This is a genomic window from Vibrio sp. MACH09 (genome assembly GCF_033238805.1).
Lineage (GTDB): Bacteria > Pseudomonadota > Gammaproteobacteria > Enterobacterales > Vibrionaceae > Vibrio.
On sequence record NZ_BSFZ01000001.1, the window covers coordinates 1303949 to 1327164 of the forward strand.

General features: G+C 41.2%; 17 protein-coding genes. 15 read left to right on the forward strand and 2 right to left on the reverse strand.

Annotated features, from left to right (window positions below; all coding sequences use genetic code 11):
- The first annotated feature begins 161 nt into the window (after window positions 1-161).
- The 10 genes from deoC to CHJ_RS05940 all read left to right on the forward strand — a co-directional run bounded on the left by deoC (window position 162) and on the right by CHJ_RS05940 (window position 11754).
- Window positions 162-839, forward strand: coding sequence for a deoxyribose-phosphate aldolase (gene deoC, locus CHJ_RS05895; RefSeq protein WP_317917148.1), 678 nt, complete (start codon window positions 162-164; stop codon window positions 837-839).
- Between the two features lie 195 nt (window positions 840-1034).
- Window positions 1035-2060, forward strand: a complete 1026-nt coding sequence (locus CHJ_RS05900) for a Gfo/Idh/MocA family oxidoreductase (RefSeq protein ID WP_317917149.1) — start codon at window positions 1035-1037, stop codon at window positions 2058-2060.
- 1 nt (window position 2061) lies between these two features.
- Window positions 2062-3108, forward strand: coding sequence for an alcohol dehydrogenase catalytic domain-containing protein (locus CHJ_RS05905; protein ID WP_317917150.1), 1047 nt, complete (start codon window positions 2062-2064; stop codon window positions 3106-3108).
- Between the two features lie 105 nt (window positions 3109-3213).
- Window positions 3214-4719 (forward strand): xylulokinase, encoded by a 1506-nt coding sequence (locus tag CHJ_RS05910; protein ID WP_317917151.1) that lies wholly within the window; start codon window positions 3214-3216, stop codon window positions 4717-4719.
- A 525-nt stretch (window positions 4720-5244) separates the two neighbouring features.
- Window positions 5245-6591, forward strand: a complete 1347-nt coding sequence (locus tag CHJ_RS05915; protein ID WP_317917152.1) for a hypothetical protein — start codon at window positions 5245-5247, stop codon at window positions 6589-6591.
- Between the two features lie 87 nt (window positions 6592-6678).
- Window positions 6679-7818 carry a Gfo/Idh/MocA family protein gene (locus CHJ_RS05920; RefSeq protein WP_317917153.1) on the forward strand — a complete coding sequence of 380 codons (1140 nt, stop codon included), beginning with the start codon at window positions 6679-6681 and terminating at the stop codon, window positions 7816-7818.
- A gap of 97 nt (window positions 7819-7915) precedes the next feature.
- Window positions 7916-8794, forward strand: coding sequence for a sugar phosphate isomerase/epimerase family protein (locus tag CHJ_RS05925; protein WP_317917154.1), 879 nt, complete (start codon window positions 7916-7918; stop codon window positions 8792-8794).
- 41 nt (window positions 8795-8835) lie between these two features.
- Complete coding sequence (gene lpcA / locus CHJ_RS05930; RefSeq protein ID WP_317917155.1) at window positions 8836-9414, forward strand: D-sedoheptulose 7-phosphate isomerase; 579 nt, start codon at window positions 8836-8838, stop codon at window positions 9412-9414.
- Window positions 9415-9502: 88 nt separating this feature from the next.
- Window positions 9503-11122, forward strand: a complete 1620-nt coding sequence (locus tag CHJ_RS05935) for a methyl-accepting chemotaxis protein (protein WP_317917156.1) — start codon at window positions 9503-9505, stop codon at window positions 11120-11122.
- 29 nt (window positions 11123-11151) lie between these two features.
- The gene (locus tag CHJ_RS05940; protein ID WP_317917157.1) at window positions 11152-11754 is read left to right on the forward strand and encodes a DUF2913 family protein; all 603 of its coding nucleotides are present in this window, start codon (window positions 11152-11154) and stop codon (window positions 11752-11754) included.
- Between the two features lie 278 nt (window positions 11755-12032).
- On the opposite strand, the gene CHJ_RS05945 is transcribed toward CHJ_RS05940, so the two are convergent.
- Window positions 12033-13109 carry a permease gene (locus tag CHJ_RS05945; RefSeq protein ID WP_317917158.1) on the reverse strand — a complete coding sequence of 359 codons (1077 nt, stop codon included), beginning with the start codon at window positions 13107-13109 and terminating at the stop codon, window positions 12033-12035.
- A 168-nt stretch (window positions 13110-13277) separates the two neighbouring features.
- Window positions 13278-14171: a LysR family transcriptional regulator gene (locus tag CHJ_RS05950; RefSeq protein ID WP_317917159.1), complete on the reverse strand. Its 894-nt coding sequence runs from the start codon at window positions 14169-14171 to the stop codon at window positions 13278-13280.
- Between the two features lie 111 nt (window positions 14172-14282).
- Here CHJ_RS05950 and CHJ_RS05955 point away from each other — a divergent pair, with 111 nt between their 5' ends.
- The 5 genes from CHJ_RS05955 (at window position 14283) to CHJ_RS05975 (ending at window position 23151) form a co-directional block, all read left to right on the forward strand.
- Window positions 14283-16304: an alkyl/aryl-sulfatase gene (locus tag CHJ_RS05955; protein WP_317917160.1), complete on the forward strand. Its 2022-nt coding sequence runs from the start codon at window positions 14283-14285 to the stop codon at window positions 16302-16304.
- 340 nt (window positions 16305-16644) lie between these two features.
- Window positions 16645-17337: a DeoR/GlpR family DNA-binding transcription regulator gene (locus tag CHJ_RS05960; protein WP_317917161.1), complete on the forward strand. Its 693-nt coding sequence runs from the start codon at window positions 16645-16647 to the stop codon at window positions 17335-17337.
- Between the two features lie 91 nt (window positions 17338-17428).
- Entirely contained in the window at window positions 17429-19414 is a 1986-nt protein-coding gene (locus CHJ_RS05965) for an alpha-amylase family protein (RefSeq protein ID WP_317917162.1), read from the forward strand.
- A gap of 26 nt (window positions 19415-19440) precedes the next feature.
- Window positions 19441-20856, forward strand: coding sequence for a melibiose:sodium transporter MelB (melB, locus tag CHJ_RS05970; protein WP_317917163.1), 1416 nt, complete (start codon window positions 19441-19443; stop codon window positions 20854-20856).
- A 90-nt stretch (window positions 20857-20946) separates the two neighbouring features.
- Window positions 20947-23151: an alpha-L-fucosidase gene (locus CHJ_RS05975; RefSeq protein ID WP_317917164.1), complete on the forward strand. Its 2205-nt coding sequence runs from the start codon at window positions 20947-20949 to the stop codon at window positions 23149-23151.
- The last annotated feature ends 65 nt before the right edge of the window (window positions 23152-23216 follow it).

Sequence of the window (23216 nt, forward strand, 5' to 3'; positions counted from 1 at the left end):
AACGAAAAATATGAAAAAGCATGATATTTATCACAAGCAAATAAAAATATAACTTTTCAAAACGAAAAAATGTGGTTATAGTATTTTCGAAATGAAGATAAAGGCTTGCTTTCGAAATTATATAAAAGCAAGGCTTGTTTAAACAAAAATCGGAGAGAACAATGAGCTTAACAGTTAAAGAGCTAGCAGCACTATTTGACCACACCAACCTTCACGCTTACGCAACGAAAGAAGATTTTCAGAAGTTATGTGATGAAGCAAGTGAATACGGCTTTGCATCCGTTGCTATCAACTCTTACCCAGTAGAAATGTGTCGCGAAATGTTACGTGGTTCCGGTGTTCTTACGGGTGCTGCAATTGGCTTCCCTCTGGGTCAAACGACAATTGAAGCGAAAACATTTGAAGCACAAGATGCAGTAGATAAAGGCGCTGAAGAATTTGATTACTTGCTAAACGTAGGCAAGGTTCGTGAGCATGATTGGGATTACATTAGGCGTGAGATGGAATCTCTGGTATCTGTTGCTCGCAAAGGTGGCATCGTATGTAAAGTGATTTATGAAACATGCTACTTGAGTGAAGAGGAGATTATCGAAGTATCAAAAATCGCTGCAGAGGTTAAGCCTGATTTTGTTAAGACTTCTACTGGTTTTGGTACTGACGGTGCAAAACCAGAGCACATTGCGATCATGAAGCAATACTCTGGTGTTGAAGTTAAAGCATCTGGCGGTGTACGTACACTTGCTGCTGCTCGTGCAATGGTAGAAGCGGGCGCGACACGTATTGGTAGTACTTCTGGTATCAAAATCGTTGAAGAACTAAAAGCTGAACTAGGCGAGTAATCTCGGCTTATAACGACTATTGAATTAACTGCCGATGTCGAAGCCTGTTTATTAACGGTTTGTTTATAACCTATTTGTTTCTAAAGAAATTATTTCTAAAGCAATAGTTTCTAATGAAGTTGTTAACAAAGTAATGGTTATAGACACCAAAATGGTCAATGGACATCGGTTCAACGCAATGAAGGTTGAATGAAAATGAAAGATAAAATTAATGTTTGTCTTATCGGTTGTGGTCGAGCTGGCATGATCCACGCCAGAAGTTACAACGGTAATGTAGCAGGTGCTCAGCTTATCGCGATCTGCGATCCGTTTGAAGAGAACTTGAAAACAGCACAAGCAGAGTTAAACGTTAAATATCAGTACACCGACTATAACGATGTTCTTCTCAATGATGAAGTTGATGCAATTGTTGTTGTAACGCCAACTCAATTTCATAAAGATATTGTTGTTGCTGCTGCTAATGCAGGTAAGCATGTTTTCTGTGAAAAACCGATGGCTGGTAGTGCAGAAGAGTGTGACGCAATGATTGAAGCGTGTAAGGCAAATAACGTTAAGCTTCAGCTTGGCTTTATGCGTCGCTTTGATGAGAGCTTTCAAAAAGGCAAAGAGATCATCGAGAACAAGCAAGTTGGTGAAGTCACAATGATTAAGTCATTGACTCACGGCCCAAGTGAGCCAAAAGCTTGGATGTTCGATATCTCAGACAGTGCTGGTCCTATTGGTGAGGTAAATAGCCACGATCTCGATACCTTACGCTGGTATGCCGGCTCAGAAGTGAAAATGATTCATGCTATTGGCCGCAATTTCCGCTCACCTGAAATCGCGTCTGATTATCCAGATTATTACGATACTTGCGCTGTGTTACTCGAGTTTGAAAACGGTGTATTAGGTATGGTAGATGGTGCTCAATATGTGCAGTACGGCTACGACGCGCGCGCCGAGATTTTAGGTACGCACGGTATTGCTAAAGTAGGTTGCCAAAAGAATAACAATGTGGAGTTAGTAACGAAAGAGAAGTTGTTACACACCGATTCAATGCCGTCTTGGACTAAGCTGTACAAAGACGCTTATATCGCTGAAGCGAAAGCGTTTGTTGAAGCAATTCAAAATGATACAGAAACGGAAGTGACTGGTTACGACGGTAAAATGGCATTAATTCTAGTTCAGGAAGGTTTGAAGTCTCTACTTGAAAAACGTCCTGTTTATATTGGAGAAGAGTAAGATGAGTACTATGAAAGCAGCCCGTCTTAAAGGTAAGTTAGATATTCAAGTAGAAGATGTAGCAGTTCCTGAAATTGCTGAAAATGAGATGCTATTGAAAGTAAAATCATCTTCTTTATGTGGCACCGATGTACGTATGTACATGAATGGTTACAAAGATGTCTCTTCTGAAAATCCATTGACCATTGGTCATGAGTTCGCTGGGATTATCGAGAAAGTTGGTTCACAGGTGAAGGGCTACCATGCTGGTCAAAAGGTCGCGATTGCTCCTAATATCGGTTGTGGAACGTGTGATCTTTGTGTAAGTGGTCAAACTCATCTTTGTGATGACTATGATGCATGGGGCGTAACAATGGATGGCGGTTTCGCTGAATATGTTCGTATACCTTCTTTTGCGATAGAGCAGGGTAATATTGCTCCTTTGGATGACGATATTTCATTTGCTGAAGCATCGTTAGTTGAGCCTCTTAGTTGTGTTTATAACGGTCAGAAGCGTATTAACATTCTTCCTGGTGATGACGTACTGGTTGTTGGTATGGGACCGATTGGTCTTATGCATGTCATGGTATGCAAACTTTTTGGTGCAGCAAAAGTGATTGTTGCTGATCTTAGTGAGGAGCGGTTAGCGAAAGCGAAAGAGCTGTTCCCTGATGTATACACAGTGACGGGCGATTTAACAGAAGGTATTAAAGCCATCACGGGTAAAGGCGTAGACGTCAGTATTATTGCTGCACCAGCCGCGATTGCTCAGTCGCAATCGACCGAGTACATGAATATGAATGGTAAGATTTTGTTCTTTGGTGGATTACCAAAAGATAAAGAGAATATTCTGTTAAATTCGAATACTATCCACTACAAGCAGTTGAGCATTCACGGTTGTACCAAGCAGAGTGTTTATGACTATCGACTTTGCAGCAAACTGGTTAATGACAAGCGTATTCCGCTTCATCTGATTGTTTCAGAAACATACTCGCTTAATGAGTTTGATAAGGCGCTTGATAATGCTGCGGCTGCGAGAGGCCTTAAACATGTGATCACTTTTGATTAAGCGATCGCAATAATAATCCTGCCAGCCTCCTCTTAAAATGGGGAGGTCGAAACAGAAATAATAATGAACACAGAACATCATGTATTACTACAAAGGAGGCAGTCTATGGAGCCGACACTACTTGCAGCGATTGATTTAGGGACAAGTTATATAAAAGTTGGTATCTACGACACGTCTGGACATTGTCTCGCGCTATCAACAAAAGAAATGAAAATCGACAACCCAAGTGCTGGAGTATTCCTGCAAAGTGGTGAGTATATTTTCGACTCTGTATTGACCTGTTTTAAAGGAGCATTAGCCAAAATTGATAAACCAGCGAACGTTAAATCTATTGCCTTTACAGGACAAATGGCTGGCGTTATGGGTGTGGATGAATCGCTAAACGACATCACGTCTTGGTCTTGCTCATTAGATACGCGTTATTATCCATACGCTAAAACTATGCTGAAAAAGCACAGCCGCTTGCTGGTAGAGATTTCAGGTACTAACTCGCCATTAATGGCACCAAAAATTGAGTGGTTCGAAAAAGAATTTCCTGATGATGCCGCCCGCGTTAAAAAATACATGATGATTAGCAGCTACATCATCGCTAAGCTGGCAAAAAGCCGTGTAGAAGACACCACTATTGATAGCTCATTTATTACATGGACTGGCCTTGCTGATATTGCTAACTGTTCATGGAGCAAAAGGTTGTGCGATCTTGTCGGTATTTCTATTGATAAACTTCCACGTATTACAAAATCAAACGAAAAAGTCGCTACATTGGCAACAGAGTATTCTGAAATGCTAGGTTTGGATCCTAACGTGACGTTAGTATCAGGCTCAGGAGATAAAGTTGCCGGAATCGTAGGCGCGAATGTTTCTGAGATCAATGACTTAGTGTTTGAAGCGTCATCATATGGTGCCGTTAGCTGCATGGTTGATAAGTATATCCCCAATTTAAAATCGATGAATTACGATGCACTGTTAAATGCCACGGACAATAATTATATTTTGCATAAATATATTCCAGGATCAGGCATCATTATTAAGTGGTTCAAAGATAATTTTTGTGAAGGTCGTACGTTTGAAGAGATCGATTTGGACGCAAAAGATCTTAAAGCCGGCTCTGATGCTCTAATGTGCATAGGTTTATTAAGTGGTAGTAATATGCCTTTTAACGAGGATATTAAAGGCATGTTCCTTGGTCATACTTTACTGCACAAACCTGCACACTTTTACCGATCTTTGCTGGAGTCTTATGCTTATGAGATTTCACTGACGGTAGACTCTATCCGTGAGCTTTATCCGCATATTAAAATGGATTCAATTAAGATGATTGGAGGAGGAGCGAATTCGTCTGTTTGGCCTCAGATCATTGCTGATGTATGTGGCCTCAAGGTTGATATTATGTCTCGACATGATGAAGCCCTTTGGGGAACTGCACTATTGGCTGGCAATGCGATAGGAGCAATAGATGATATTGCGGCCACCGCAAAAGCGCATATAGAAGTAAAGCGTAGCTATGAACCCATTGCGGATAATAAAGAAAAATATAAGAAGTACCGAAGCTTGTACTGCAAACTGTGTAGCGATATGAATGACTACTATGTTGAGCTGAACAATATTTAGGTAACATTTTACTTGTTGGTCAGCGCTGCAATAGCAAATGACCTTAATAAGTGATCTCCCTCACCTCCGATGAAAGTGGTTGTTACAGGCTTCTGCTTTCATCTTTTTTCTCTTTTCTTTTCTTTGTTTCTTTGTTTTATCGCAAAAACAGTCTCTGCTACCTTTCATAATGAAAATTTATTCTTTTGACTCTTTGTTCTGATTTTTTGTTTTGTTCTGTTATCACATTTCCGTTCGACATTATCGAATCCCTTGCGGCAAGAGAGGGTTTAACTGGTTCTTCTATGACTCTATTTGTTATTTTGGTGTGATAACTTTCGTTTTTATTATGAAAATAAATCCTTTTATCGAAAATAAACAATAAAAATATGAGCTAACACACAAATATTCGAAAATGATATTTTCATAATAAAAATTGAGGGTATAGTGTGCTCATGAAGTGATTTAACAGTCTGTTGGAAGAGCCGAGTTGTTAGCGGATAAAACGTTTCCTATGGCTGTTTTCGAAAAAAGAAGGCGGGAGCAATGAAATTAGATATTAGAGCAAAATTAGTACCTGTTACTTTCAGTGAAACTAATGACCGAGAAAAACTGGAATTTGACGAGCAGATGCTTCGTTTAAAAGAAATGTACGGAAAGGAAGCTGAGTTTCTTGACCCTATTGTAGTGGGTGAAGAGTTACCAAAAGAAGCCGATGCAATTGTGTTCCCTCAATTAATCTTTGCTGCTTTTCGCCATCAAGAAGAGCTAAGCAAATATGACCTGCCAATGGTGGTTTTAACCTCTAAGTTTGGCACTGTTGAAATGTGGGACTGGGAAATTGTTTCCTATCTGCGTGCTCGCGGTATGAATGTGTTTTCTCCATACAACGTAGAGCTGGGTAAAGTAGTTCTTCGTTCAATCGGAGTTAAAACTCACCTACAACAAGGTGCTAAGTTCCTAATGTTTCAGGATGACCCAGGCGAAGGTATGCAGCCGGGAATCTTTAAACGTTTTTACTGGTGGGAGCAAGAATGTACCCAACGCATGGAAGAAGCCACCGGTGTTCAGATAATTTATCGTAGCTGGAAAGCTGTTAATGAACGTGCAGCAGAAATCTCAGATGAAGAGGCAAAAGCCCTTTGGGATTCTTGGGATGTAGAAAATGAAGGTCTTAATCAACATCAACAACTTCTTCCTGCCAAATTGTACATTGCAATTAAAGAAGTTATCGATGAAGTGGGTGATATCGAAGGTATTGGAGCTAACTGTCTGAATGAATCGGCAAGTTGTGCAACAACACCGTGCCTTGTTTGGAACATGCTATTTGAGAAAGAAGACATAATAGGTTGTTGTGAAGGCGATACGCTGACCATGCTTAGTACTTACATCATGTACCGTTCCTTATACGAGCCAATCATGATGACGAACATCTACCCATTCCTTGTTGGTATGGCGGCCATCGCTCACGAGAAAATGGATGCATTCCCTGATGTACCTGAGCCAGACAACTGTGCGCTTGGCGTTCACTGTGGTTACGGTGGCCTTGCAAACCGTAGTTTCTGCTCTAAGTGGAAAATGGTGCCTAAGGTGTTGGGAATCGTTGATGATAATGCCTACATGATTGATTGTGAGCTGCCAACGGGTGAAGTGACTCTTGCGAAAATTCACCAAGATTTCAATGAAATAGCAATCATCCCCGCACAAATTGATGATTACCTTCAGTTCCCAGGAACCGATGCTCGTAACGCATCACTCATTCGCTACAACGATGGTGAAAAAGTGATGGATGAGCTGTCGAGCCACCATCAAATGATCATTACTGGCGATCAGAAAGTGAAGCTACAACAGATGGCTCGCGTATTTAACTGGAATGCCAAAGTTATCGACTAATAACAACTTATAACTGATGCCGGCCTAGTGTAGAGCGAGCTCCCTAGGCCGGCATCAGAACCATAATACTGAATAAGGATGAAACAAATGAAAAAATTTAGAGCTGCCGTTATTGGCACCGGTTTTATCGGACTTGGTCACGTAGAAGCATTACGCCGTTTAGGCAACGTTGAGGTGGTTGCAGTTTGCGACAGCTTTAATGCAAAAGAAAAAGCAGAATTGATGCATGTAGAGAAGTACTACTACGACTATAAAGAGATGTTCGAGAAGGAAGAGTTAGATGTGGTACACGTGTGTACTCCGAATAACACTCACTACCGAATTACTGTTGACGCAATGCACGCTGGCATTAACGTAATGTGTGAAAAACCACTGTGTCTTAACCCTGAAGAAGCGGAAGAGATGGTTAAGGTCAAGAACGAAACGGGTATGGTTGGTGGTATCAATTTCCACAACCGTTTTTACCCAATGCCAACTGAAATGCGTCAACTGGTTAAAGACGGCAAATTGGGTCGTATTTTTAATGTTCATGGTGGCTATGTTCAAGATTGGATGTCTAAGCAGACCGATTACTCTTGGCACGTAGAGCGTGAAAATACAGGTAACTCTCGTTGTGTCGCTGATATTGGTCTGCACTGGGCTGATCTTGCTGAAAACGTAACGGGTTCTCGTATTGTAGAAGTTATGGCTCAGTACGCAACAGTTTGGGAAGAGCGCTTACAACCAGAAGGTGAAGTAGAGACTTTCGCAGAAGCTTCTGACGACATAACTTACACAAAACGTCCTATCAACACTGAAGATCACGGTAACCTGATGATGCGTTTCGACAACGGTGCTATCGGTACAGCGGTTATCTCTCAGGTAATGCCTGGTCGTAAAAATAAGACAGACTTGATTGTATCTGGTACTGAACTTTCAGTTCACTGGGATACAGATTCTATCACTGAGCTTTGGGTTGGGCATCGTGATAAGCACAATGAGATTGCGACTAAGTCTGCAAACGTATCTCCAGAGAGTATGGCTGTTTCTACTTATCCGAATGGTCACGTTGAAGGTTTCCCAGATGCATTCAAACACAACTTCACTAAATTCTATGCTTCTCTAGAGAAAGATTTTGATGGTGAAGTAGAGTACGCAACTTTTGAAGATGGTCTGCACCTGATGAAGGTTCTGGAAGGCTTCTATCAGTCGAGCGTAGAAGGTAAGTGGATTAAGATCCCTGAGTAATTCTTAGCTAAATCGCATTGTTAAGGTATTAAAAGATAGTAAAGGCAGGGTGGCCAGAAGAGCCATCCACCTAATCAAAATCATAAGGTGAAATAAAATGAAAATCGGAATTGATAGTTACTGTTTCCATCGCTTTTTTGGAGAAGTTTATCCGGGGCAACAAGTGCCAGAAAAAAATCTGACGGTCTTTGAATTTATCGACTTTGCAGCAAGTGTTGGTTGTGACGGTGTGTCTCTTGAGTCTTGTTTCTTACCGGGTCGTGATGACGAAACCCTGGCTAGGATCAAAGCAAAACTTGATGAGCATGGCCTTGACCGTGTATACGCTTGGGGTCACCCAGACGGCTTAGAGCGAGGTCAAAACCCTGAAGCGTTTGCAGATATGAAAGAGCAGATTCGTTGTGCGGTTGCGATTGGCGCTGATGTAATGCGTGTATGTGGTTCATCTTTAATGTTCCGTCATGAAGATCATCAACCGCAAATTGAAGCGCTAATCGCTCAGTTCAGAGAAGCGGTGGTTATTGCTGAAGAAGCGGGAGTTAGGTTGGCGATTGAAAACCATATCGATTACACCGCAGATGAGATTCTGCAAATTTTAAATGGTGTTGATTCGACGTTCTTTGGTGTGAACTTTGATACAGGTAACTTCCTACGTTTATTGGATGATCCAATTGAAGGTATGCGCAAGCTGGCACCGTACGTAATGGCGACACATACAAAAGATCTGATGGTTGATACCAATGAGCCGCCTACATCATGGCATTTCTTTGCTGGAGTACCCGTTGGAATGGGCTTAGTGGATAACTTAGAGCTTGCTCGTATCCTTGATAAAGCCGATTTCCAAGGCTTTATGGCGGTTGAAATTGACTTCCCGCACACAGAGTGGACAGGCTTAGAAGAAGAAGCAGTTCGCATCAGTGTTAAGAAGCTTCGCGAAATTTCCAACCAAGTTATTGCTGAACGTAACGCAGCATAACTCAACTAAGGCGGCGCTATTAAGGCGCCGTTTGTTTTTTTATGAGTATAGAAACAATAAAAAATGAGCTGATTGAAGCTCACAATGTCCTTTCAGATTTTCTGCAAGACCAAACTAGCCTAATCAACATTGAACAGGCAGCCAATCTATTTGCTAACACTCTGTCTGAAAACGGCAAAATTCTCTCTTGTGGTAATGGTGGTTCTCACTGTGATGCTATGCATTTTGCAGAAGAGCTTACTGGTCGTTATAGAGAAAATCGTCCGGGATATGCGGCCATTGCCATCTCAGACTCCAGTCATCTTACTTGTGTGGGCAATGATTATGGCTATGACAGTGCGTTTTCAAGATATGTAGAAGCGGTTGGTTGTCGTGGTGATGCGCTATTGGGCATTTCTACTTCAGGCCACTCTGAAACCGTGATTCGTGCTTGTAAAGAAGCGAAATCTAAAGGAATGAAAGTTGTCGCGCTAACGGGCAAAGATGGTGGTGAGCTCAAGGATTATTGTGACGTTGAAATTCGAGTTCCTCATTTGGGTTATGCCGACAGAATCCAAGAAGTTCACATCAAGATTATTCATATCATGATTTTACTTATTGAAGCGAAGCTAAACGGCTAGCGCAAATGCAAACCGTGTATTTGCACGCTAGACGCTAGTTAGAAAGGGTTTACTCATTATCACTGGTTCCCAAGACAAGAGAGGTTGTATGTCTGTTAAAACTCGTATTTGGTTGGTTGTACTCTCCACTATTATCTCGATTTGTACCCTGAGTGCAGTGGCTCTTTATCAAAGCAACAATTTTATGATGTATCTGCTTGAGGATAAAATTCGTTCTTTGACCGAAGTGACCGTGGGGGTTGCGGATGCATTTAACCTGCGAGTGGAATCTGGTGAGTTAACTTTGGATCAAGCAAAGAACCAGTATCGGCAAGTTGTACATAATATGCGCTATGACGATGGGCAAGAGTTCTTTTTTGTGGTCGATTACGATGGCACCTTTATCGCCATGGGTGGTGCGCCTGAACTGGTTGGTGCCAACATCATTAACATGAAAGATCCTGGCACTGGCAAACCGATGACTCGGGATTTGATTGCGTTGGCAAGAAGTGGCGGTGGGTTTTATGACCATAACTGGCCAAAAGCAGGAGAGACAGACCCTGAGCCAAAAGTCGCTTATGTTATGGGTTATGAACCTTGGGGCCTCTATGTAGGAACAGGGCTTTACTTTGACAACATTAACGAATTATTTAAAGAATTCGCTTTCGAATTAGGCATGGTGGTATTGGCGCTGACAGCGCTACTGTCTAGCCTTTTATACTTTGTTGCTAAGGGGATTTTTAACCGAATAAACTGGATAGCCACCGCAATGACGGATGTTGCCAGTGGTGATGCTGATCTGCGAGCCCGTTTAGATGAAAACACTAAGGATGAGTTCTGTCAGGTTGCGAAGTCATTTAACCATTTTATTGCAGAGATACAGACCATTGTTCAATCAGTGCGAACATCATCTGAGCAGGTACAGAAGCATTCACAAGAAGTTGCAGACTTTGCAATGCAAACTGAAGCTACCGTTCAAGAACAACTTCGTGAAACAGAGCTAGCATCCACGGCGATTAATGAAATGTCGGCGACGATTCAAGAAGTGGCTCAAACCGCCAATACCACTTCTCAAAGCACCAGAGACTCGGCTGAGAAAGCTGAGAATGGAAGCGTAGTAGTGGATCGGTCAACTGGCTGTGTTCATCAGCTTGGTGAAGAGATGGGAGTGGCGCTAGAACGAATTACGGAACTGCGTGGTCGCAGCAATGATATTGGCAGTATTTTAGAAGTGATAAAAGGGATTGCTGAGCAGACTAATCTTCTTGCTCTTAATGCTGCAATTGAAGCTGCAAGAGCAGGAGAAATGGGACGTGGCTTTGCCGTTGTAGCTGATGAGGTGAGAAACCTGGCACGGCGTACCCAAGAATCTACAACAGAAATAGAAAATATCATTGGCTATTTGCAAACGGCTTCGGTGACGGCTCACGAGTCTATGCAAAAGAGTGAAGAAAAGATGGCAGAAACCGTTGAGCTCTCAACGCAGTCGGGCTCTGTATTGGCACAGATCCGAGAGACCACATTAGAAATAAATGACATGAATACCCAAGTTGCTACTGCCACTGACGAGCAGGCAGTTGTGGCAGAAGAGGTAAGCAAAAACGTAACGAATATATTATCAAAAAGCCAACTTGTCGCTTCAAATGTCCAGGGCATTAAAAGCCATAGCGAATCATTAAATGAGATGAGTATTGGGCTACGAAAGGAGCTAGAGAAGTTTACAGTATAGTTGGTATATAAAAGAGTATGGTCTTGAAAATGATAAATAACAGTTCAGAGTCTATTAAGTTGGATGCGCTATCGAGGTTGGTGGATCACGGAATGATCAAGCTGTACCTCGATATGGCCTATTCGATTAGGAAGTTAAACTTAGAGCAGAGAAATCGCTGTGTAATACGCTATTTAAAGTCTGCTATTAAAAAGAGCTGTTATAAGCCCGTTAAATCGAGTATTCGTGAGCTTATCCATTATGGCAAAAGACCAAGAGCCAACATGGAGGAGAAACTCAAAGAGGTAGACAAGGTAATCACACTAACACGAGCAACAGCGGATAGTGACTCTGACCTTTGTAGTTTTATGAGTATTCTTAATGAGATAGAGAAGTACTCTCCTGTAGTGGTGGAAGAGTTCTCTTCCGCACATTGTCTCGCTAACTCTACGTATTTACAAAAAGGCTTTTTGGTCGCTCAGTTTAGCGATGAGGGAAACTTGTTAAACAGGATCGCTGTTTATATTCCCAATATTTTTAAAAGTGAGGTTGAAAACATACTACGAACCCATCGCTGGCAATTGACCGAGAGCAAAACGGAGCAGAGTGAATCACATGATAAAGTGTATTTTTCGTTGCTGCTTGGTTGTTAGAAATGCAAAAACCTTTGTCATTATCGGTGGAGTCTTTTTTTGAACACAGTGACAGCAAGGTTGAATATGCTGACAAGAAAAACGGTGAAAGCTGCGATTACTATAGCGGTTTGTAGCGGATAGCTAGTTGATAGTTCGCTGTTTTGTGTTGCTACAACAAGAGCTGTGGAAACCAGTAGTAATTGCATAAGTAATAAAGGATGTTTAATCATAACTTCTCCAGTTCGCTAGAAATACAAGTCGCGCTGCATGCAACATGCAACGCGACTTGTTTGCTATTAACCAAAAATAACGGTGTAGAGGTAACCTGCGCTAATGGCCATACCAAGAATGACAACTAGGAAGGCGGCGATCATTTGATTTTTAAAGATAGACTTAAGCAAGATAACTTCAGTAAGACTCGCTCCAGCACTACCAATAATTAACGCCATTACCGACCCTAACGCCATCCCTTTTGACACCAATGCCGCACTAAGTGGAATCACTGCTTCTGCGCGAATGTATAGAGGAATGCCGATAACCGCTGCAATTGGCACTGCAAACCAGTTGCCGTTGCCCGCGTACTTAGCAACAAGATCCGTTGGCATGAAACCGTAAATTACGGAGCCAAGGGTAATACCTAACATTAAATAAGGCAGAACTTGTTTAAAGTCTTTCCACGTTGCACGCCAAATACGTAACCAACGATTATCAGTCACTGGCGCGATGGCAGCGGTACTGTCACAACAAGACGCTGATGCCATCGCAGGTGTTGGTTCGCTGTTACAGCAAGAGGTCGACGCCATAACTGGTTCTGGTTTAGAGCTACAGCTAGACGCAGTGGCCGGTTTTGCGGTTGAACCACAACTAGACGATGAATCTGATGTTGATGCGCCACAACCTGACGTGGCGTTCGCGACTTCGTACGCTTCAGGTTTTACGTATTTCTCGAAGCCGAGCTTTTCTAACGCATAGCCAGCAGATACCGAGACAATCATCGCCATAGCAAAATAAAATGCCGCGACTTTGATGCCGAAAGTGATGACAAACAAGCCAATAATAACGGGGTTAAGTAAAGGGCTTGAGAACAAAAAGACCATCATTGGACCAAAACCAGCTCTTGCTCTTAGCAAACCTTTAAGGAAAGGTATTGTTGAACATGAACAGAATGGTGTGATGGAGCCTAACAGTGCGGAGATTATATATCCTTTACCATTGCGTGAGCTAAGTATGGATTGAATTTTCTCCGGGGTAATAAACTCTTGCAGCACACCAACAAGGTAGCTGATTGCCAAGAATAGAATGATAAGTTCGGTTGCTAAAAACGCGAACATATCCAGCGTTTCTTTAGCCATTGTGATGAATTCGGGACTCATGTTGTTTTCCTATATCGATATTTCTAAATATGTGGAAATAATAGTCTCTGTAATTTTAAAGTCAATAATTATTTCTATAAAAGTCGAAATATAATTTTTTGTTTTGGCTAGATAGTTTGGTTTTTGAATCGAAAAGGCGTATTAGTGACTTTATAGCGGTTAGATCGATTACTTAAAATATGACTTTAACTTCTCTCTTAACCAGATGCTTGCGGGGCTTTTTTTATCACGGTTATGAACCATTAAACGATGATTAATCGCGGTGGTTGTGAACGGCATAGACAGTACTTGAATTTCCATCTTATCTGCAAACATATCGGCAATGCTTTTGGTCATAGTGCCTATGCAATCACTGGTTGAGACCATCGACATTTGTGAAACCAATGAGGTGCATTCAGCGGCTACGGCTCTCTCTTTTAGGTTTTCAGTTGTAAAGTAGTCCGCGAGATAGACCTGCTCTCGGCGGAGCTTCAGAGTGATGTGTTTTTCTTGATAAAACTGATCTTCAGATAGCGTTCTGCGAATCCTTGGGTGTCCTTTCCTAGCAATAATACACATCTCATCAATAAACAGATCTTCTGTAAAAAAAGAGTTGGAAGAGTAGTTAGAGAACTCAATGGCTAAATCGGCTCGGCGTTGATGGAGATCGTTGATCAATTGTTCTTCGTTCGAGCGGGTTGGGTGCAACTCGATAGTGACTTTTCCTAGCTCGTTATCGGCCTCAATCTTTGGTAATAGCATTAACATAATCGGCTCAGAGGTATACACCCTAAATCGATGTGGATAATCGGTATTAAACCCGTCTAGATTTTCTAACGCGTTGTTAATTTGCTCTAAAGCTGGTTCAACCTGACGGATCAGTTCTTGCGCGTGACGAGTTGGGGCGATGCCTCGGCCAGAGCGAATAAACAGCTGACTCCCCACTTGTTGCTGTAAGCGCTTTAACAATCCACTCACTCCAGGTTGGGTCATCTCCATCTCTTCTGCGGCAAGCGTGATCGATTGGTGACGATAAACCGTTGAGAATACTTTAAGAAGATTTAGATCTATTTTATCTATCATGCTTTAACTCATAACAAAATGTGATGTCTTAAATGTAGTTTCATTTATATATCATTATGTGTCAATTGGCTAAATTAGCGCTATACCAATTGAGATACAAAGAGGCTCAGCATGAAAACGAAATTTGCACCTTCACTACTTTCTTTAGCAGTTGTGATGTCATTTAGCGCAGCGGCGAACGATTACGCGTCAATCGACACTTATGAGGGAAAGCCAGCAACAGCACATACTGCAAAGGCAAATACGCAACTGTCTAAACAACTGCCTTGGCAAGATACCTCCGCATTTAACAGAACAAGCCATGGCTTGATTGCTGAGTTTGGTACTCATGAAGCGGGTGAGCTAAAAAATCGTTTCGAATATATGACCGAGATGTCAGTAGAAGACTTGCCTGCTACGGTTAACCCATCGATCTGGCGCCAAGGCATGCTTAACTACGCCGCTGGTGGTTTGTATCAAGTAACGGATGGGGTGTACCAAATTCGTGGGGCTGACATTTCTAACATGACAATCTATCGCACCGATAATGGCTATGTAATTCATGACCCGCTGTTATCCAAAGAGGCAGCACAAGCTTCGTGGGCGTTTGCCAAAGAGCATTTACCCGCTATCAATGGCGAGCACAAAATTACCGGCATGATTTACTCACACATGCATGCGGATCATTTTGGAGGATCTCGCGGTATTTTTGAGTCGGGAGACTTCGATGCAGAGGCTAAAATTTATGCACCAAAAGACTTTATAAAAGAACTGGCAGATGAGAATGTGATTGCCGGTGCTGCCATGGGACGTCGCGCTAATTACCAGTACGGCACTACGCTTGATAATAATACCAAGGGAATCGTTGATAATGCATTAGGTTTAGGTACCTCTCGCGGCAAGGTTACGTTGGTGGCACCAACAGATGAAATTCAACAGCGTGAAAAAGTGATCACCATTGATGGATTGGATTTCCATGCGATTAACATGCCTGGTGCTGAAGCGCCTGCCGAGATTGTCCTTTATGTACCTGAGTATCGTTCATTGAATACGGCGGAGTTGACCTACGATGGTATGCATAATATCTATACTTTCCGTGGAGCCAAAGTGCGTGACGCATTAGTTTGGACTAAGTACCTCACAGAATTAAAACTGCGCTTTGTTGACAGTGGCTTGGTCGACAATATTCATGCTGCTCATTCGGCTCCAGTTTGGAATGATGCAGAGACTGACGTGAATGAAATCTCGCAGTATATGACGCTACAACGTGATAATTACGGCTTTATCCATAATCAGGCAATGCGTTTAGCGAATCATGGTGTAACGATTAATGATGTAGGAAGAGAGATCGAGAAGATTATCCCTCAGTCTCAGCTAGATACATGGCACACCAACGGTTATCACGGCTCATACAGCCACAATGCCCGTGCGGTAGTTAATTTATACCTTGGATATCATGATATGAATCCGGTAAACACCAACCCACTACAAACCATTGATAAATCATGTGTATACGTCAATGCGGCCGGGGCAGATACGCTGTTTAATGCCGGCCAATCTCACTTTAAACAGGGAGAGTATCAGCAGGCCTCACAGCTATTTAATGATTTAGTGCAGTGTCAGCCAAGCAACATTGAATACCGCTTTGCTTTAGCCGACAGCTTTGAGCAGCAAGGCTACCAGTCAGAGACAATGGCATGGAGAAATAGCTACTTACAAGGTGCGGCGGAGCTCAGAACTGGTGAGATACAGCCGTCAATTAAACTGGCATCAGCGGACGTGATTGCCAACACACCAACGGGGATGTTTTTAGATTTTGTTGCGGTTAGTTTAAATGCGACTAAGGCAGAGCAAGCGGGTCTTAACTTTAGTTTTGCGGTTAACCACCCAGATGTTGAGGAGCTCTATTATGGTGAAGTGTCGAATGCCAATATGGCCAATATCCAAGTTGAACAGCTACCAAGCGTAGACTTTGAACTGATTATCAACAAAACAGACTTCACTAAAGTGGTACTGGGAGAGACGACACTGGAAGCGTTATTTGAGTCAGGGCAAGCAAGTGTAAAAGGTGAGAGTGAGTTACTTGGGCAACTGGCCGCCACATTGGATGAGTTTGATGGTTTATTTGAAATTTTACCGATGCCAAGCAAATAACATAATAAGTTTAACTGTTAATTTATAATTAACTAAACCGCTCTAGATATTCGCTAGAGCGGTTTTTTGTTTAGAACTAGGCCACTTTCTCCACACTCTGTTGTTCATCAACTTCAGTCCTATCTATTTGCGTTTATCTCGCCGAATTTCATCTTACCTGAACAGATACTTTGTAGAGCTGATGCTACTTTCTTAGTCCATTCACATGACCGTTTGACCGTTTGACCGTTCGGTCGCAAAAATGCATAAAAAATGACCAATTTTAACTGTAGAAAGATCATTATCACTAACGGTCATGTATGTTACTGATAATTTAAAGAACAGTTGTAGGAGGCATTTTATGAGAAAAACCAAAGTATTAGAGTTTATTAATGCATCTGAAAAGGTTTCGGTACGTGAACTTGCTGACAAGTTTGATGTTTCGGTGGAAACCATGCGCCGTGATTTGAGAAAACTGGATGAGCAGGGTGAAATAAGAAGAATACATGGCAGTGTCATGAACATCAAAGCGAGTAGTACCGATGTTGGCCGTCCTTTTTCTGAGCGCTCCAAAGATAACTTAAAAGTAAAAGAAAGCTTGGTTAAAAAAGCGCTAGCTCAAATTAAAGAACATATGGTTATTGGTTTAGACGCGAGTTCGTCAAGTTGGTGTTTGTCTCAGCAAATGCCAAACATTAACTGCACAGTAATTACAAACTCGCTAAAAAATATTTTGGCGTTGGAAAGAAAGAGCAATATTCGTGTTATCTGCTCTGGCGGGCGATATTCCGCCAAATATGGCAGCTTTTATGGATCGGTCGCAATTAATTCGCTGTCAAATATGTCCGCAGATGTCAGTTTTATCTCTTGTGTCGGTTTCGATGAAGAGTCAGGTGTGTGGGACTCTAATGAATATAACTATCAAATAAAACAGACGTTAATGGCTATTTCTAAAGAGGTGGTGTTGATTGCTGATAAATCAAAATATGGAAAAAAGAGTTTGTTCAAAGTATGTGGCATTAATTCGTTAACAAACGTGATTACTGACAGATAAAACATACGACCATTATCGATAGCCGCGCCTGCAGATAATTTTGTGGCTGAACATCATAAACACTAACTATTAATTTAATAAGGTATTATTTATGAGAGATATTGCTTATCGTCAAGTTCATCTTGACTTTCATACTAGCCAGCACATCCCCAATGTAGGCGCTGCATTTGATAAACAGCAGTTTGCTAATGTGTTTGTTGATGCGTGTGTCAATTCAGTTACGTGCTTTGCCCGCTGTCATCATGGTTATATGTATTATCCATCAAAGCGCAATTCTGAGCGTATTCATCCTACTTTAACTAATAAAAGCTTATTAGTAGATCAAATTCAGGCCTTGAGGGATAAGGGCATTCGAGTACCTATTTATACCACGGTTCAGTGGGACGAATATATCTCGATACATAATCCAGAATGGCACGTTATCGGTGAGCAAGGAGAAATGACAGAAGGGTTGTATGAGCCTACTTTTCGTCGTGCATTGTGTGTTAACACGCCATATCGAGCATGGCTAAAAGAGCATATTGTTGAGCTATTTGAAACTTTTCCAGTGACAGGGCTTTTTCTCGATATTGTAAAAGTGATTGATTGTTCGTGTCGTTGGTGTCGAGCTGATATGAAAGCGAAAGGATTAAATCCCAGCCAAAAAGATGACCGAATGGTATTTGCCGTTACGATGATGAAAGAGTTTAAACAGGATATGTCCGCTCATATTCGTAGCTTTAATCAAGATTGTGAGATTTTCTATAATCAAGGTCACATCGCTCCTGACATAAGAGAGTCGATTGAACACTACAGCCATCTTGAAGTTGAGTCTTTGCCAACCGGGGAGTGGGGATATGGCCATTTTCCTGCTGTTGTTCGTTATGCAAGAACCTTAGGTCATGATTTTATTGGTATGACGGGCAAGTTCCATACCTCTTGGGGAGACATGCACTCGTTTAAAAACCAAGCCGCGTTGGAGTTTGAAGTATTCCATATGCTGGCAATGAATGGTAAGTGTTCAATAGGTGATCAGCTACACCCTAATGGTCAGCCTTCAAAAGCAACCTATGATCTTATTGGTGAGGTATATCGACAAGTAAAAGACGTTGAGCCATGGTGTGTTGCAGCAAAAGCCAAAACAGATATTGGTGTACTTAATCCTGAAGAATTTACCTTGACCGTTGAGTTTTGGGATCAAGCTAAGGTACTTCATGGCGTGACACGTATATTGGTAGAAGGAGGCCATCAATTTGACATCATCGATAGTAAAGCTGACTTTGAACAGTACAAATTACTGATATTGCCTGATGAGGTGCCGGTAGATGAAACTTTAGATCGACAGCTTCGTCATTTCTGTGAACAAGGGGGCAAGGTTATAGCTACATATAAGTCGGGCTTAAAACCAGAGGAGCAAGCATTTAGTAGTGATTTATTTGGAGTATCTTACATTGGAGATGCGCCATTTAGCCCAGATTATCTGTTACCGAGCGATTCAATAGGCAAGCATCTTCAAAAAACTGAGCATGTTATGTATCAGAAAGGTCTAGAGGTGTCGATGCTACCCACTAGCGAAGTTCTATGTAATGTGATTACGCCCTATTTCAATCGTACATGGCAGCATTTTTGCTCTCATATGCATACGCCTTCCTCTGGTCAGGTAGGTTATCCTGGTGTAGTGAAAAGCGGCAATGTTATCTACTTTTGTCATCCTGTATTTAACCAATTTGTGCAAAACGCGCCCATTTGGGTGAAACACATGGTTTTGGATGCAATTGATAATTTATTGCCAGAACCATTACTACGCCACAACGGTCCTAGTAGCTTGATTGCTGCATTAAATACCCAACAGGACCAACATCGAGATGTATTGCATCTACTTCATTATATTCCTGAACGTAAATCGGATGATACTTTAATCATTGAAGATGTTATTCCGATTTATAACTTGGATATCTCTATTAAATATGATGCTGACATCAAATCAATAAATTTAGTCCCGCAAAATATTGAATTAGAATTTAGGAAAGAAAAAGATAGAGTTATTTTTTCAGTACGAAAATTGACAGGCCATCAAATGGTAGAAATTCAATATTAATTTCTTTTTCATAAAATTAAATTTACATGAAAGGTGATGGTATGAGTACTATTTCATTAAATACAAAGCTGTCCTATGGGATAGGAGCATTCGGTAAAGATATAACCTGTGGCGTTGTTTTATTATACGCTATGTTTTATTTTACGGATATATTGGGAGTGTCCCCCGCATTTGTTGGTACATTATTTTTGATTGCCCGAATATGGGATGCATTTAATGACCCACTGATGGGTATTTTAGTAGACAAAACTAAAAGTCGGTTTGGTCGTATAAAAATATGGCTTTTTACTGGCGCGTTGCTCAACACATTATTGATTATTGCTATGTTTAATGCTCAATGGCTAGAAGGAAGTATGTTATATGTTTATATCACAGTAACCTATATATTATGGGGTATGGCATTTACGGCTATTGAAATTCCTTTCTGGTGTATTTTGCCAAATGTTGCTAAGTCAGACGAAGAGAAGGCGAGTTTAGTTATTTGGCCGCGCAGTATGATTAGTGTCGCGTGGATGGTGATAGGTTCATTCTTTTTTGTGGTAGTCGATTATTTAGGTGATGGTGATCAAGGGCGTGGATTTAGCCTGACTGCTACATTGGCAGCGGTTCTTTTCTTTATTGCTATGATGGTTCTTTTAACTAATTTTAAAGAGAATCAAGAGGCAGAAGATAAACCTCAATACACCTTAAAAGATTTTTGGAATATGTTAAAAAGTAATGATCAGCTAATTATTATCTTTTTAGCCTTATTCTTCTTTTTTAATATTGTTGGAACCATTTTGTACTTTGCTGTTTACTATTTTACCTATGTAGTAGAGAGTCAAGAGTTATTTGGCACTTTTATGCTGGTAGCCGGTATCGCTGAAGTGATAACCCAGCTAACTATTCCTTTTGTGCTTAAGAAAATAAGTCGCGAAGCATTAACTAAGATTGCCTATTTATTGCCTATATTAGGTTGTGCAGTGTTGGCTTATTCAAGCTTTTACGCACTACATAATGTTGTATTAATTGCTATTGGTTCAATACTGGTTCGTGCTGGACATGGTTTTATGTTGGTTTTGATGATTATTATGCTTACTGACTGTATGGACTATGGAGAGCTTAAAACCGGTAAACGCGCTGAAGGAGTAATATTTGCAGCAATGCCAATGCAATTTAAACTGGGTAATGCGGCAACCGGATTTATTATGGGTATAGTGTTGACCGTTAGCGGTTATATCCCTAACGAAACTCAATCACCTGAGACAATAGCAAGTATGCGCTTTCTATTTTTAGCTTTCCCTGTTTTTGTCGCGGCTATTTCATATTACATCTATTCTCGCTTTTATAAATTAAAAGGAGATTATCTAGATGAAGTAAAACAAACCCTAGAGAAAAATAAAACTAACCAGAAAAAAATAGAACTTGAATCTGGAAACCACTCTAAAAATGCGACGGTTTAATTAGAACGTGTATTCAAATAGCCTCAAGATGCTCTGAGCCCTGCATCTTGAGGTCACGCGAATGGCGTCAATGGAAAAGAGGTAAGAAGCATGAAAAAGTTGTTAATTTTGTTATGGGCGTCTGTAGCGACTATTAGCATCAGCTATGCTGGAGTCATTGAACAGACTGGACCAATGCCCATTATTATTGACCATACTAGAGTTAAGGACAATGTCGTTTATTTAATGGCTTCTGCAGCCAGACGACCCAGTTCGACCTCGGTTAAAACCTTTAGCCAGCCTAAGCATGCATGGCTTCAGAGTATTGACTCATCAGAGCCCCTAGAGTGGCAGGTAAAAAGTGATGTTGATAATAGTTATTTCGTGACGACATTATTGAAGCCACTACGAGACAATCAATCTTTTGAGTTAGAAGTGATAGGCACTTCAAGTTCCTTAAAGTACACGATATCAAAGGCAGGTTGGCAGAGACACTCGTCAGGCATAATCACTATTCCTGCTGGTGTTAATACTCTGCGATTTACCCGTACATCAAATTCAGGTGATATTGATTTAAAGTCAATAGAGCTAATCGAAGTAGATAAAAAACAAGCTTATGACCAGCGAGTGGCTCAGTTTAAATCTGATACCAGCGAGTTTAGCCAATATAAATATGGTTTGATGTTTCAGTATGGGGCATGGGGATATCCACAAAACGGTCCAGAAAAATCACTAAATGCTCAGGCAGATGACTTTGATGTAGCTAGGTTTGTTAACATGGTGACTGAAACAGGCGCGCAATATGTTATTTGGTCTGCGACATGGTGGACTTATGAGATTAACGCTCCGATATCAGCTTTGGAGCAACTACTAGGTAACTCAGATCGCACTTCAATGCGTGATCTAATTGGTGATGTTGCCGATGCGCTAGATAGAGAGGGTATTGGTTTCTATCTTTATTATCATACGGGCCAAGACAGTCATTTGGGCTACAACTCAACGGATTGGTGGCAGCTTAATGAGTGGCCATCAGAGTTTATGTATAACGGAACAGGAGATAGGGCGACGTTTTTCGATTATTGGAAGACAGTCATCGGAGAGATGGGCGAACGCTATGGAGAGAGGCTCGATGGTTGGTTTTTTGATGATGGGCTAGTTTACTATCCTGCACCGTTCGAAGCATTGGGGGAGGCAGCCAAAAAGGGCAATCCTAATCGTTTAATTTCTTATAATCCTTGGATTATTGCTCATTATACGGATTTTGAAGATCTTTCCTTTGGTGAAGAGTGTAAAGCGGAGGGAGCACCGATTGGAGGAAGTGGAGTGTATACCACAACTGGTGATCTTGGTCTTCAAGGACATTGTATGCTGAGAATGGAAAATGATTGGGGTATTAGGTTCGCCAACCAAGCTATAGGTACTCCGAGATTTACCGTTGACTCTGCATATTCGACCGTTGTTGATCATTCACAGAGAAAAGTACCAACTTCATTTAATTTAATGATGTATGAAGATGGCACTGTTTCTCCAGATTCATTACGGGTATTAATGGGATTGAAAGCTCGGTTGTTTAATGAGCAAAGTGATGTTGTTTTAAACAATGACAACCAAAGCATTGGCTATACTGGCAACTGGCAAGAATCGAATGATCGTGGGGCAGGAGATTTCGGTGATGATGTACATTACACCGGAGAGAATGGAGCAAATTTTGAGTTTAAATTTGTTGGTAGCGATATCTCTATAATTGGGCCGAAAAGTCACTCTCAAGGGAAAATAGCAGTATCACTAGATGGCGTTTCTCAGGGGGTAGTTAATACATACCAATCCGGATATCATCCCCAAAAAGTAATTTTTGCTCTTAATGGGCTTGAACAAAAAGAGCATACAATAAAATTAACTAAGCTCGATGGTAATTGGATGCAACTGGATGCAATTAAATACACTAATCAACCTGTGCTTCTAAACAATGATAATAATGAATTCTTGTATGCCGGATCTTGGTTTACTTCCAGCAACAGAGGATTATCTGATTACTTGGATGACGTCGCTTATACTCGTGTAAATGGGGATTATTATGAGCTAACGTTTGAAGGTACAGGTATCGAAATTATATCTGAGGTCAACTCTGATCAAGGAAAAATGGACGTAACTTTGGATAATCAAGCCACTGTTAGAGTAGACACATATGCTACTAGCAGGGAGTCTGGCAAAGTTGTTTACTCGGTAAATGAGTTATCAAGAGGCATTCATACGATTCAAGTTAAAAAAGTGGATGGACAGTATATGTTGGTGGACGCATTGAAAATTTATAAATGATCTCATCAGAGCTAGACCCATACTGGGTTAATGATTTTGCCCTAGTTTAAGGAGAGGGTCACTTT

Bases quoted from the DNA above. Each gene is read 5' to 3' on its own strand.
- melB (WP_317917163.1), top strand. From the start codon at position 19,441: ATGAAAGGTGATGGTATGAGTACTATTTCATTAAATACAAAGCTGTCC.
- CHJ_RS05905 (WP_317917150.1), top strand. From the start codon at position 2,062: ATGAGTACTATGAAAGCAGCCCGTCTTAAAGGTAAGTTAGATATTCAA.
- CHJ_RS05935 (WP_317917156.1), top strand. From the start codon at position 9,503: ATGTCTGTTAAAACTCGTATTTGGTTGGTTGTACTCTCCACTATTATC.
- CHJ_RS05955 (WP_317917160.1), top strand. From the start codon at position 14,283: ATGAAAACGAAATTTGCACCTTCACTACTTTCTTTAGCAGTTGTGATG.
- CHJ_RS05910 (WP_317917151.1), top strand. From the start codon at position 3,214: ATGGAGCCGACACTACTTGCAGCGATTGATTTAGGGACAAGTTATATA.
- CHJ_RS05975 (WP_317917164.1), top strand. From the start codon at position 20,947: ATGAAAAAGTTGTTAATTTTGTTATGGGCGTCTGTAGCGACTATTAGC.
- lpcA (WP_317917155.1), top strand. From the start codon at position 8,836: ATGAGTATAGAAACAATAAAAAATGAGCTGATTGAAGCTCACAATGTC.
- CHJ_RS05965 (WP_317917162.1), top strand. From the start codon at position 17,429: ATGAGAGATATTGCTTATCGTCAAGTTCATCTTGACTTTCATACTAGC.
- CHJ_RS05915 (WP_317917152.1), top strand. From the start codon at position 5,245: ATGAAATTAGATATTAGAGCAAAATTAGTACCTGTTACTTTCAGTGAA.
- CHJ_RS05940 (WP_317917157.1), top strand. From the start codon at position 11,152: ATGATAAATAACAGTTCAGAGTCTATTAAGTTGGATGCGCTATCGAGG.
- CHJ_RS05950 (WP_317917159.1), bottom strand. From the start codon at position 14,171: ATGATAGATAAAATAGATCTAAATCTTCTTAAAGTATTCTCAACGGTT.
- CHJ_RS05960 (WP_317917161.1), top strand. From the start codon at position 16,645: ATGAGAAAAACCAAAGTATTAGAGTTTATTAATGCATCTGAAAAGGTT.
- CHJ_RS05925 (WP_317917154.1), top strand. From the start codon at position 7,916: ATGAAAATCGGAATTGATAGTTACTGTTTCCATCGCTTTTTTGGAGAA.
- CHJ_RS05920 (WP_317917153.1), top strand. From the start codon at position 6,679: ATGAAAAAATTTAGAGCTGCCGTTATTGGCACCGGTTTTATCGGACTT.
- CHJ_RS05945 (WP_317917158.1), bottom strand. From the start codon at position 13,109: ATGAGTCCCGAATTCATCACAATGGCTAAAGAAACGCTGGATATGTTC.
- CHJ_RS05900 (WP_317917149.1), top strand. From the start codon at position 1,035: ATGAAAGATAAAATTAATGTTTGTCTTATCGGTTGTGGTCGAGCTGGC.
- deoC (WP_317917148.1), top strand. From the start codon at position 162: ATGAGCTTAACAGTTAAAGAGCTAGCAGCACTATTTGACCACACCAAC.